At 58.9% G+C, this 12926-nt stretch carries 6 protein-coding genes and 1 pseudogene; 4 read left to right on the forward strand and 3 right to left on the reverse strand.

Annotated elements, in window-relative coordinates:
• Window positions 1-147: 147 nt before the first annotated feature.
• Complete coding sequence (locus AC1POX_RS13750; RefSeq protein WP_372356286.1) at window positions 148-2229, forward strand: glycoside hydrolase family 97 protein; 2082 nt, start codon at window positions 148-150, stop codon at window positions 2227-2229.
• 3 nt (window positions 2230-2232) lie between these two features.
• Here the strand turns inward: AC1POX_RS13750 and AC1POX_RS13755 are convergent.
• Window positions 2233-2558, reverse strand: a pseudogene (locus tag AC1POX_RS13755) (hypothetical protein); the annotation flags it as partial.
• Between AC1POX_RS13755 and AC1POX_RS13760 the strand changes: the two are divergent.
• Window positions 2547-5321, forward strand: coding sequence for a TonB-dependent receptor (locus AC1POX_RS13760; RefSeq protein ID WP_162998413.1), 2775 nt, complete (start codon window positions 2547-2549; stop codon window positions 5319-5321). The pseudogene AC1POX_RS13755 and the gene AC1POX_RS13760 sit on opposite strands and share 12 nt — an antisense overlap.
• A gap of 631 nt (window positions 5322-5952) precedes the next feature.
• Here AC1POX_RS13760 and AC1POX_RS13765 read toward each other — a convergent pair.
• The gene (locus AC1POX_RS13765) at window positions 5953-7569 is read right to left on the reverse strand and encodes an alpha-amylase family glycosyl hydrolase (RefSeq protein WP_057682182.1); all 1617 of its coding nucleotides are present in this window, start codon (window positions 7567-7569) and stop codon (window positions 5953-5955) included.
• A gap of 215 nt (window positions 7570-7784) precedes the next feature.
• Here AC1POX_RS13765 and AC1POX_RS13770 point away from each other — a divergent pair.
• Both AC1POX_RS13770 and AC1POX_RS13775 read left to right on the forward strand, forming a co-directional pair.
• Window positions 7785-8890 (forward strand): IS3 family transposase gene (locus AC1POX_RS13770; protein WP_372356287.1). Its coding sequence is split into 2 segments (ribosomal slippage): window positions 7785-8037 and window positions 8037-8890, totalling 1107 coding nucleotides; the frame shifts between segments, so codons are not numbered across the junction.
• Between the two features lie 16 nt (window positions 8891-8906).
• Window positions 8907-10009, forward strand: a protein-coding gene (locus tag AC1POX_RS13775) for an IS3 family transposase (protein WP_372356288.1) whose coding sequence is annotated in 2 segments (ribosomal slippage) — window positions 8907-9165 and window positions 9165-10009 — 1104 coding nt in all. Because the reading frame shifts where the segments join, the coding sequence is not laid out codon by codon here.
• A gap of 406 nt (window positions 10010-10415) precedes the next feature.
• Here the strand turns inward: AC1POX_RS13775 and AC1POX_RS13780 are convergent.
• Window positions 10416-12869: a VirB4 family type IV secretion/conjugal transfer ATPase gene (locus AC1POX_RS13780; protein ID WP_372356289.1), complete on the reverse strand. Its 2454-nt coding sequence runs from the start codon at window positions 12867-12869 to the stop codon at window positions 10416-10418.
• Window positions 12870-12926 lie beyond the last annotated feature (57 nt).

Below are 12926 nucleotides of genomic sequence, written 5' to 3' on the forward strand. Positions count from 1 at the left end.
GTGCCGTGGCGCCATGGTAGACGCGCACTCTGCTGTTCCGCACCACTGCATACGTATTCATGGGTTTCCAGCAGTGCGCAGCACGGCGCATCCACTGCAAGGCACTGCATAGTCACTGCTTGCGCAACGGTCACCTTGGGAGGGGATATGCCGCTGTCTTCACGTCGAGCGCACTCGACACTGGGCGCCGCATGGATCGCCCAGCTGCTGGTCCTCACGCTGTTCGGCGGTGCCGCGCCGCAGCTGCATGCCGAAGTCACCACCGTCAGCGTGGAGTCGCCGAACAAGGTGCTGCAGGTCAGCCTGGAGGTGGATGGCGGCACGCCTTATTACCGCGTGCAGCGCCTCGGCGAGGCGGTGGTGCAACGCTCGCGGCTGGGGTTCGAGCTACGCGACGGCCGGCTGGACCGCGGCATGGCGGTGCTTGCCCAGGCGCGCCAAAGTCACGATGACACCTGGGAGCAGCCCTGGGGCGAGACGCGGCTGGTGCGCAATCACTACAACGAGTTGCGCGTGAGCCTGGGCGAGCGCGACGGTGCGCAGCGCACGTTCGACGTGATCTTCCGCGTCTACGACGACGGGCTGGGCCTGCGCTATCACCTCCCCAAGCAAGCAGCCATGCGCGAGGCGATCATCGACGAGGAAGTGACCGAATTCGCGATCGCGCAACCGGCCGATGCCTGGTGGATTCCCGCAGGCGAGCCGATCCACTACGAGTATCTGTATCGGCACACGCCGTTGAACCAGGTTGCGCTGGCGCATACGCCGCTCACGCTGCGTACCGACAGCGGGCTGCACATCGCACTGCATGAAGCGGCCTTGGTCGACTACGCCGGCATGTGGCTGCGCCGCACCGACAACCAGCGCCTGCGCGCGCAGTTGTCGCCGGCTGCCGAAGGCTGGAAGGTGCGCCGCAGCCTGCCCTTCGATACGCCATGGCGCACGCTGCAGATCGCCGATCAGGCCACCGGCCTGGTGGAATCCAACCTCATCCTCAACCTCAACGAACCCAATGTGCTGGGCGAGGTGAGCTGGATCAAGCCGTCCAAGTACGTGGGCGTGTGGTGGTCGATGCATCTCAATCAACAGACCTGGGCCACCGGCCCCAAACACGGCGCAACCACCGCGACGACAAAACGCTATATCGACTTCGCCGCAGACCACGGCTTTCGCGGCGTACTGGTCGAAGGCTGGAATCCCGGCTGGGATGGGGAATGGTTCGGCAATGGCGGCAGCTTCGATTTCACCCGGCCCACGCCGGATTTCGACCTGCCAGCACTCAGCAGATACGCCGCAGCCAAGGGCGTACATCTGATCGGCCATCATGAAACCGGGTGCGCAGTGGACCATTACGAAGATCAGATCGCCGAAGCGATGGACTTGTATGCGCGCTTCGGCGTGGACTCGGTCAAGACCGGCTATGTCTGCGACGACGGCCAGGTGGAACGGCGCAACCCCGCGGGCGGCACGCCGCTGCGCGAATGGCACGACGGGCAATGGATGGCACGTCACCACCTGCACGTGGTGCAGGAAGCGGCGCAGCGCCACATTGCGGTCAATGCGCACGAGCCCATCAAGGACACCGGGCTGCGCCGTACCTATCCCAACTGGATCTCGCGCGAAGGCGCGCGCGGCATGGAATACAACGCCTGGGGCCAGCCGCCCAATCCGCCCGAGCACGAAGTCAACCTGGTGTTTACCCGGCTGCTCGCCGGGCCGATGGATTACACGCCCGGCATCGTCAGCCTGAAGGGCCGCAACGGCCAGGCGATTCCCAGCACGTTGGCGCGGCAGCTGGCGCTGTATGTGACGCTCTACAGCCCGATCCAGATGGCCGCCGATCTGCCCGAGCATTATCTGCAACACCGCGATGCGTTCCGCTTCATCGAAGATGTGGCGGTGGACTGGGACCAGACCCGCGCGCTGAATGGCGAAGTGGGCGATTACGTCACCATCGCACGCAAGGACCGGCACAGCCGCGACTGGTTCCTGGGCAGCATCACCGACGAACACGGCCGCCTGCTGCAGGTGCCGCTGGGCTTTCTCGAACCCGGCGTGCGCTACATCGCGCAGATCTATCGCGATGGCGACGGCGCGGACTATGCCAGCAACCCGTTCGCCTTCGTGCGCGAAGAACGTCAGGTCAGCAGTGCCGATACGTTGGAGCTGCGTCTGGCACCGGGCGGTGGTCAGGCCATTCGCTTTGTTCCGATGGGTGGCAAACGCTGACCACGACATCGCTTGGGCGCCAACGCGCACAGCCAGCACGATCGATTGCACGGCGCAGCGGTCATACCGCCGCTGCGCATCGCGCAGCATGTCGTTGCTGAGCGCAATCACCTGGCCGTCGCCGGCATGGCCCTGGGTGGAATCGATTTCATCGCGCAACACCGCAGTGAATACGTATGCAGTGCACGTTTGCACCCAGGTGCCGTGTCTACCATACGTCGCAGTCGTGTGACGTCCATCGTGGCACGCGACGCATGACATCCAGGCAGCCCTGCCGGATCAAAAATCAAAAAACAACATGTACCTGGGAGGGGAAAATGTTGAAGCACAAGCGCTCCGCGCTGAGTATCGCCCTGGCCGTTGCCATGGCACCGACATGGGCCGCCGCGCAAACGGCAACGCCTGCACAAGCAAGCGACGCCCAACAAGGTGCGTCCGAACAGACTGCCGGCGCGGTCACCGACTTGGACAAGGTCCAGGTCACCGGCCTGCGCCACGCAATCGAAGGCGCCATCTCGGTCAAGCGCGATTCCACTTCGATCGTGGAAGCCATTTCGGCCGAAGACATCGGTCGCCTGCCGGACGTCAGCATCGCCGAATCGCTGGCGCGCCTGCCCGGTCTGGCTGCGCAACGCGTTGCCGGCCGTGCGCAGGTGATCAGCGTGCGCGGCCTGTCGCCGGACTTCTCCACCACGCTGCTCAACGGGCGCGAAGTGGTCAGCACCGGCGACAACCGCAGCGTGGAGTTCGACCAATATCCATCAGAACTGGTCAGCGGCGTCACCGTCTACAAGACACCGGATGCCGGCCTGGTCGGTCAAGGCCTGTCGGGCACGGTGGACATGCAGACCGCCCGCCCGCTGAGCTACAACGAGCGCGTGATCGCCATCGGTGGCCGCTACCAGCGCAACTCCTTGGGCAAGGCCGCCAACGTCGACCCTTACGGCAACCGCTTCAATGTCAGCTACATCGACCAATTCGCAGACCGCACCATCGGCCTGACCATCGGTTACGCGCATACCGACATGCCGATCCAGGAAAACCAGGTAGGCCTGTACGAACCGTGGCAGCAGGTCAACGCGCAGCGGCAGCGTCCTGGTGTCGCCGATGGCGTGTATTTCTCCGATGGCATCAAGGCGCTGCGCCGCACCGGCAACCAGAAGCGCGACGGCGTCATGGCCACGCTGCAGTATCGCCCGTCCAATGCCTGGACCAGCACGCTCGATGCCTTCCACACCGAAGCCGAGCAGATCGACACCGCCAACCAGTTCGAGCTCAATCTGAGCAACTACAACGGCGGCTACACGCCTGGCCTGAACATCAGCAACGTGCGCGTCAACGATCGCAATACCTTCATCGGCGGCGATGCCAGCGGCGTCTATCCGTTGGTGCGTGGCATGTACAACAAGCGCGAAGACAAGATCGACGCCTTCGGCTGGAATAACGAAATCACGGCCGGCTCCGTCAAGATCGTCGCCGACCTGAACTACTCCAAGGCCACACGCGACGAACTGAACCTGGAAAACAATCTCCAGCGCGCACCGATGCCGCAGCTGGATACCGTGGGCGTGTCGGTTGTCGGCAACGGCTTCTCGCAGCTGACGCCGGGCATGAATTATTCCAATCCGGACGAGCTGTTCCTCACCAATACCATCTATGGCTCCGGATACGGCAAGGTGCCAAGCGTGGAAGACGTGCTCAAGGGCGCGCGGCTGCAGGCCAGCTTCCCGATGCCCGAAGCGCTAAGCTGGTTCTCGGACCTGGATGTGGGCGTCAACTACGCCAATCGCGAAAAGCAGAAGACCCAGCCCGAAGGCAATATCACCCTGGGCGCGCAAGGCGAGGCCACGGTGGCGGCAGACCTGCAATACGCGCCGGTCAATCTCGGCTTCGCCGGTCTCGGCTCCCTGCCTGCGTGGAATGTGCCGGCCACGGTGGCGCGCTATATGTTGTTCAACCCCAGCGACGACGCCTCGTTCCTGGTGTCCAAGGCCTGGACGGTGGAAGAAAAAATCACCACCGCCTGGCTGCGTGCCAATATCGATACCGAGTGGGGCGAAGTAGGCGTGCGCGGCAATATTGGCGTGCAGCTGCAAAGTGCAGACCAGTCCTCGCAGGCCAACTACTGGGACGCCTCGCAGCCGGCCGGTAGCGAAGTGCGGCCCATCGACGATGGCAAGACCTATCGCGACTGGCTGCCCAGCTTGAACCTGGCATTTCAGTTCCCGTACGAGCAAACGCTGCGCTTCGCTATGGCCAAGCAGGTCGCACGCCCGCGCGTGGATCAACTGCGGGCATCGCTGGAATTCGGTGTCGACACCTCCACCGGGCGCCCCGGCGCCAGCGGCGGCAACCCCATGCTCGATCCATGGCGCGCCAATGCCCTGGACATCTCCTACGAGAAGTATTTTGCCGACCGTGCTTACGTGGCCGCGGCGTTCTTCTACAAGGACCTCAAGAGCTACATCTACACCCAGAGCCGCGACAACTACGATTTCTCCGCACTGGTCGCCGGCTACGTGCCGCCGCCGGGCTCTGCACCGGTGCTGACCACCGGCACCTTCAGCGCCCCGTTCAACGGCAAGGGCGGCACCTTGCGCGGCGTCGAACTCACCGCCTCGCTGCCGCTGGATCTGATCTTCGCGCCGTTGGAAGGCTTTGGCATCCAGGCCAGCGCCACCTTCAACGACAGCGACGTCAAGATCCGCGACCCGGAAAGCGCCTCCAGCGTGGGCGACGGTGAAATCAGCCTGCCGGGCTTGTCCAAGCGCGTGTACAACCTGACCGCGTACTACGAGCACAAAGGCTTCGAAGCACGCGTCAGCCAGCGTCGCCGCTCGGACTTCATCGGCGAAATCGGCAACTTCAACGGCAACCGCACGTTGCGCTACGTGGTCGGCGAAAACATCACCGACGCGCAGATCAGCTACAACTTCAGCGAAGCCAGCAGCCTATCCGGCCTGACCCTGTTGCTGCAGGCAAGCAACCTCAGCAACTCGCCGTATCGCACGTACGCAGAAACCAAGGACCGCCCGCTGGAATACATCGAGTGGGGCCGCACCTTTGTGCTGGGTGTAAATTACAAGTTCTGAGCCATTGCAGGGATAAATGGCGCTGTTAGCCCCTCTCCCTCCGGGAGAGGGGTTGGGATGAGGGTACGGATTCCACGCGAACACCCTCGGCATCCAAAAAGCCCTGCTTTCACCTCCAAATCGATCTCCCGACAGGGGCGATGATCTATTACGCACAACGCAATCACGGCGTCTCGCTCCAGAACTTCGAAATCTCCACCAAGGAAAAGCCGCCGGCTATACACCGGCGGCTTTTCTTTGAACAGCATTTTCCCTTCGAGTCGGATCGTCTGGTACAGGCTGGGAGGAATCGAGCGCAAGGCCCACACGCGCGCACTTCACGCCCTGCAGTTTCCGAGCGCCAGACATCCTCTGAAACGTTAGCCGCGGCATCGCTTGGGAATATGCTTTCGCAATCGATTTTCATCAGGCAGCCGATTCTTCAAATTTGATCGACCAAGAGGAGATACCTAATCCTCTCCTACAGCGGCGCCACTACATAACTCATCTCGATTCGCCTACCAGGCACCGCGCATCGCATGCACGCCAACTCGGATCTAACAACCCACCACAAAAAAGCGAGGCATCCCAAGGGAACGCCTCGCCGGTATCAATCAAACACACCCATCAAGCTTTCTGTGAAGCGGTAGCGTCACTCCCCGCCCATTGCGCAAACGACGGCGTGCCCCGGCAAGCGCACGCGGCCATGCTCGATCACCCCGCGCTCCACCCCCGGCACATCGATCTGGCGCCATGCACCTGCAGGCAGTGCCAGCTCGGTGATGTCGGCAGACAAATTGAACGCCAACAGCATGACCTGGCCGGCATGCTTACGCCGGAACATCAGCACCGGCTCTGCGGTGTCGTAGAATGCGATCGCCCCTTCCCGCAAGGCCGGCATGCTCTTGCGCCAACTCAGAAATGCCCGCACGGCGCTCAGCACAGACTGGACATCGTCCTGCTGCACACTCACCGCAGCCAGACGATGCGGCTCGGACAACGGCAGCCACGGCTTGCCGCTGGTGAAACCCGCCGACGGCGCATCGGTCCACGGCATCGGCGTACGGCATCCATCGCGGCCCTTGAAAGTTGGCCAGAACGTGATGCCATACGGGTCCTGCAGATCCTCGAATGCCACATCCGCCTCGCCCAGCCCAAGCTCCTCGCCCTGGTACAGGCAAACCGAACCACGCAACGAACATAGCAGCGCCACCACCATGCGGGCGAACGCAGGCGACGCATCTTCGCCGCCCCAACGCGTCACCGCACGCACCACGTCGTGATTGGAAATCGCCCAGCACGGCCAGCCTTCCAGCATGGTCGCCTCGAGCCGGCTGACCGTTTCACGGATATAGGCAGCACTGTAATCCTGCACCAACAGCTCGAAGCTGTAGCCCATGTGCAGACGGCCCTTGGCGGTGTACTCGGCCGTGGTCGCCAACGAATCTTCCGAAGAAATCTCGCCCAGGCTTACCGCATTCGGATAGCGATCGAGCAGCGCACGCAGGCGCTCCAGGAACGCCAGGTTTTCCGGCTGCGTGTTGTTGAAGTAGTGGTATTGATAGGCATACGGATTGTCCGCACTGAAGCCACGCCCTACCCGCTTGTCGGCCGGCTTGGCGGGGTTATCTCGCAGCTGCGCGTCATGGAAGCAGAAGTTGATCGCGTCCAGGCGGAAGCCATCCACTCCACGGTCCAACCAGAACCGCACATTGTCCAGGGTTGCCTGCTGCACCTCGGCGTTATGGAAATTGAGGTCGGGCTGGTCGACCAGGAAGTTGTGCAGGTAGTACTGCTCCCGCCGCGGCTCCCACTGCCACGCCACACCACCGAATAGCGACAACCAGTTGTTGGGCGGCGCCCCGTCCTCGCGCGGATCGGCCCATACATACCAATCCGCCTTTGCGTTGGTCCGATCCTGACGGCTTTCCTGGAACCACGCATGTTCGATCGAGGTGTGGCTCAGCACCTGATCGATCATCACCTTCAGCCCGAGCGCATGCGCCTTGTCGAGCAGACGGTCGAAATCGTCCAGCGTCCCGAACAACGGATCCACCGCACGATAGTCTGCGATGTCATAGCCGAAATCGGCCATCGGCGACTTGAAGAACGGCGAGATCCAGATGGCATCCACGCCCAGCCCGGCGATGTAGTCGAGCTTGGCAATGATGCCCGGCAGATCGCCCACCCCATCGCCGTTGGAATCCAGAAAACTACGCGGATAGATCTGGTAGATGACCGCCCCGCGCCACCATGGTGTCTGTAACATGCACGCCCCTCCCGGGCCACTGCGGGCAGCCAACACGGCCGCCGACTAAGGGCGTTAGCCTAGCGGCGTGGCACTCCAACAGCGTGGGCGTGCATACGTATTCATCGCGCTTGCGGACAGATCACTGGTCGCCAATGAGGAATCGTAAGCTCCCCCGATCCGCAGACACCGCATAAGTAGATCTTTCTGGCATCGTTCCCAAGTCAGGAGGTTCCATGCGCACATCGAAGTTCACCGAGACACAGATCATCGCCACGCTCAAGCAGGCCGACGCAGGCGTTCCAGTCAAAGACATCTGTCGCCAAGTCGGCATCAGCACGGCGACCTATTACCAGTGGAAGAGCAAGTACGGCGGCTTGGAGGCGTCCGAGCTGCGGCGGGTCAAGGAGCTCGAGTCCGAGAACGCCAAGCTCAAACGGATGTATGCCGAGTTGGCGCTCGACAACGCGGCAATGAAGGACCTGATCGCAAAAAAACTCTAGGGCCGGCGCGTAAACGCGAGGCGGTGCGGTTCCTTATCGAGGTCCACGCGCGGCCGTTGCGCCGGTCCTGTGCATGCGTCGGGCTGTCGCGTGCCGCTTGGTATGCACCGCCTCTGGACTGGACGGTGCGCGATGCCGAGCTGATTGCCGAGATCGCGCGTTACGTTGAAGCGCACCCCAGTCGTGGCTTCTGGAAGTGCAGCGACTACCTTCGCAAGCAGCAACCAGGTTGGAATCCCAAACGCATCTATCGCGTTTACAAGGCCATGAAGCTCAACCTACGCCGCGCTGCAAAGCGTCGCCTTCCCAAGCGTGAGCGGGTGCCGCTCTACGTGCCGAGGCTGCCAGACACGGTCTGGTCGGTCGACTTCATGAGCGATGCGCTGGCATGCGGACGACGCTTTCGCACCTTCAACGTGGTGGATGACTTCAATCGCGAGGCGCTGCACATCGAGGTTGACACCTCGATCAACTCGCAACGGCTTGTGCGTGTGTTCGAGCAGATCAAACGCGATCATGGCTTGCCGCAGGTGGTGCGCTCGGACAACGGCCCCGAGTTCCTGGGCGAAGCGTTCACCAGCTGGCTCAAGACCAATGGCGTCGCACTACAGTACATCCAGCCGGGAAAGCCAAATCAGAATGCCTTCATCGAGCGCTTCAATCGCACGTTCCGCGAGGAAGTGCTCGACCTGAATCTCTTCGCCTGCCTCGACGATGTGCGCGAAGCCGCCCACTGGTGGATGATCGACTACAACGAAGCAAGATCCCATGATTCGCTCGGCGGAATCGACGCCCCCCCGATTTTGAGTAGCACCTCAGTTTGGAGTCCAATTCCCTAACTCGAGGAGATTGGACGTGAAGAAGCGTTTTTCTGAAGAACAGATCATCGGCTTCCTGCGCGAAGCTGATGCCGGTGTGGCGATCAAGGACCTGTGCCGGCGGCATGGCTTCAGCGAGGCTTCCTATTATCTGTGGCGCAGCAAGTTCGGCGGGATGAGCGTGCCCGATGCCAAGCGGCTCAAGGACCTTGAGTCCGAGAACGCGCGGCTGAAGAAGTTGCTGGCCGAGCAGCTGTTCGAGAACGACCTGATCAAGGATGCACTGCGAAAAAAGTGGTGAGCGCACCGGCGCGTCGCATGCTGGTGCGCGAGTGGATCGGGCGTGGTGCCAGCGAGCGTCGTGCGTTGGCAGTGATCGGCATGAGCGCCAGTGCGCTGCGATATTGCCCGCGCGAAGATCGCAACGTCGAACTGCGCGAACGCATCTGTGCGTTGGCGCATCGCCATCGCCGTTATGGTGTGGGGATGATCTATCTCAAATTACGACAGGAAGGACGCATCGTGAACTACAAGCGTGTGGAGCGGTTGTACCGCGAGCAGCAGCTGCAGGTCCGGCGCCGCAAGCGCAAAAAGGTGCTGATAGGAGAGCGTCAGCCGCTGCTGCGGCCATCGCAGGCCAATCAGGTGTGGTCGATGGATTTCGTGTTCGACCGCAGCGCCGAAGGCCGAGTGATCAAGTGTCTGGTGATCGTGGACGATGCAACCCACGAAGCGATCGCCATCGAGGTGGAGCGCGCAATCTCGGGCCATGGCGTGACACGCGTGCTGGATCGGCTGGCGCACAGTCGCGGCTTGCCACAGGTGATCCGCACAGATAACGGCAAGGAGTTTTGCGGCAAAGCGATGGTGGCCTGGGCACATGCGCGTGGCGTGCAGTTACGGCTGATCCAGCCTGGCAAGCCAAACCAGAACGCCTACGTCGAATCGTTCAATGGCCGGCTGCGCGACGAATGCCTCAACGAGCACTGGTTCCCAACCCTGCTGCATGCGCGTACCGAGATCGAACGCTGGCGACGCGAATACAACGAGGAGCGACCCAAGAAGGCCATTGGCGGCATGACGCCATCTGCGTATGCCCAACAGCTGGCCAACACCGATGTCATCAACCCCGGACTCTAAACCCGGCCGCTACTCAGAGCGGGGGGACGTCGGAATGACCCCGGTCGAGTACCGCAACAAGTACGCCGAAAGCTCTACTTTTGAAGTGCCTGCTTGACGGGGGAGCTAACGGAATCGCGTATGCAGTCACTGTTGCGAGCACCGACTGTCAGCGCCTTAGCGACAATAAAAAAAGAAATGCCCTTTATTGACCTAACTCTGGAACCAGCCTTCGTGGAGCTAGAAGATTTAGGCGTTTGCACCTGAGACAGCGGACTCGATAAAGTCGACGGCGAAGTCCATGCGGACCGCCTGCTTCGAATACGAAGCAGGCCAGGACCTTGAACCACGTCGCTCCAGAGTCAAGCGACAATATCCTACCCAAGTGGCGGCCTGTATGAATCATGGGCCGGATGAAATCCAAAAACTATACGCGATCTTCTACGCTACTGCTATTCGCCTTACGCTTGCCAGAACCCTTACGATTTGCATAGAAATCTTCCAGCCATTGTTCGGGAGTGAGTTGGTCAACACTTACACCCAACCGATTTGCATTACGCGACAAGACATCATGCATAATTTCGATGTTGTCAGTGGAAGAAGAAATCACGGAAAGCGCATCGTCCATGCCTCGCAAATTGAGTTGACACACAGCTGAGGCATGCCCTTGCTTGACTAGGAAGCAGCGTGAACGCTCGTCCAGTGACACCACCACCTGATACTCGGCGTCAGTGAGCTTAAGACCCTCGATATAGTCGTCACGACTAGCGTTAGGGTTAGGCAGCAAAATCATGGTGGCGGTCTGCTCGATGAGCGCCGCAGCAATATCGCTCGCAAGCGCATCCTCTGGGCTTTGGGTCGCAAATATACCCATTCCGTTCTGCTTTCGAATAGTCTTTTGTTTGTTTTTCGCAAACTCCTTCAACCCCCCCTTGCCATCGAGGATCTTCCAGAATTCGTCCATGACATAAATTAGGGGGCGCCCATCTATCAGAGACTCAAGCCTATGCAACAGATAGTTGATAACTGGGGCACGCACCTCAGCATTATCAATCATATCCGTGTAATCAAAGCCAATAATAGAGGCTTTCTGCAGATCGATCGTATCTACCGGGTTGTCGAATACCCAACCAAGCGAGTTGCCGGCCGTCCATCGCCGAAGTCGTGCATAGAGTCCGTCGTCCCCCATATTGGGTAGACTTTTACGAAAATTACTCATGCTACGCAGGTGCATCGGGGTATCCAGCATCCCCTCAACAGCCCTGAAAATATCCTCTTCCTCACGCGAGCTATATTCAGGCTTGCCTCCTAATACCTTAATGAGCTCTGCAAGAAATTGAGTATTCGCCTCGTTCCGTTCACATTGGAATGGGTTGAAGCCAGTCGGCACACCGTTTTCAAGCGCCAAATAATTTCCGCCGCAAGCGCGCACGAAAATCTCGGCCCCCCGATCTTTATCAAAGAAGAAAATGGTCGGAATAGGATCGAACTTCTGAACCTGACTTAACAAGAAATTTATCAGAGCAGTTTTACCAGTACCAGATTTACCAATTACCATTGTGTTAGCAATTGCTTTTTCACCCAATGAATTTTCAGCCGGATGCGTGGCATGGAAATTAAAGTAGTAGGGCTGGCCGTTAGTCGTCTGCAGAGTAGTAACACACTCGCCCCATGGATTATTTCGCTGCTTTCCCTGCGCAAAATTATGCAGCGGTGAAAGGCCCAGAAAATTAAGCGAGCTAAGATTTGCGATACGCGTGCGAAAGCGCCAATTCCCCGGCAACTGTGCATAAAAAGACGAGGCCACGGCCAAATCCTCTTTTGAGGAGACGAAGCCTGCGTTAGACAATTCTGCTCTAGTAGTAGCGATCTGGCGCGCAAGCTTTTCTTGACTATCCGCATAGATCGCGATGGTGAAATGATACTCACCAAGGACAAAGTTACCCGAGGCAACGTCATCCATAGCTATATCTAAGTCACGTATCTGGCTAGACGATTTGTCACCTGATGAAATCATCATGCCTTTGGTACGCTCCAGCACCTTCAATGCTTCATGTCGGCCGACTGGACTGAAGGAGTGGGTCACCACATATTCAAAATCAAGATACTTCAAACCATTGAGGATGCCTGGATATGTACCATCCGCATACTCTTTAACATTGAGGATCGCGCCGAAGTGGTTAATTCCGTCAGGCGTCCTTATAACAAAATCGCCGGTTTTATTTGCAAACATATGCTTGCTTACAGGCAAGTAAGCTTGTACCGGAGCCTGCAACACAGGAACCGGTTCATCGATACGGTTTAGCAAATATCCTAGAAACTCTAGAGTTTCGGAAAAAACAATGCCATTTTTTGCTTCGTACATTCCTAACCGATAAGGCGAATAATCTTTAAGCACCGCCTCAACGTTCGTAGCGAGTTCGATCATTTTTGCAACAGCCTGCTCTTCCTCTGAGCGAATGCGCTCGGGATCGGCAGATTTTTCAACTAACCTTCTACCAGTTATCACTGGACGATAAATCATGCTGAAATAAAGCTCATTTTGCATGATTTTTTGGGAAGACAATGCAGAGTAATATTCGTCAGACAAGTTTTGATTAAATGATTGCTTGAAGCGACTTTCATCTCCAATCTTGCGTCGGCGACGAACATCGTGCACCCAAAATGCAACGTTAGCGAAATCCGGCGCACGCAATGTTTGCAGAAGTCGATTGAACGTATTATGCCGCTGCTCCAGCTCGAATTCGTCCCGCCCAACAAATGGTAGGCCGGCAAGATGCCAGATCAGAAGATAGTCACCTCCTGTTGTCTTAAGAACCGACGGGGCAACATGCGTCGAAATAGAGACAAATTCACTGATCGGGCTATCTGGACTAAACATGACCTTACCAATAAGAGTAAAAAGGCATTGAAAAATTTAGATCATAAAAATGCCAAC

The organism is Xanthomonas sp. NCPPB 3442, from assembly GCF_056725145.1.

Bases quoted from the DNA above. Each gene is read 5' to 3' on its own strand.
- AC1POX_RS13750 (WP_372356286.1), top strand. From the start codon at position 148: ATGCCGCTGTCTTCACGTCGAGCGCACTCGACACTGGGCGCCGCATGG.
- AC1POX_RS13760 (WP_162998413.1), top strand. From the start codon at position 2,547: ATGTTGAAGCACAAGCGCTCCGCGCTGAGTATCGCCCTGGCCGTTGCC.
- AC1POX_RS13765 (WP_057682182.1), bottom strand. From the start codon at position 7,569: ATGTTACAGACACCATGGTGGCGCGGGGCGGTCATCTACCAGATCTAT.
- AC1POX_RS13780 (WP_372356289.1), bottom strand. From the start codon at position 12,869: ATGTTTAGTCCAGATAGCCCGATCAGTGAATTTGTCTCTATTTCGACG.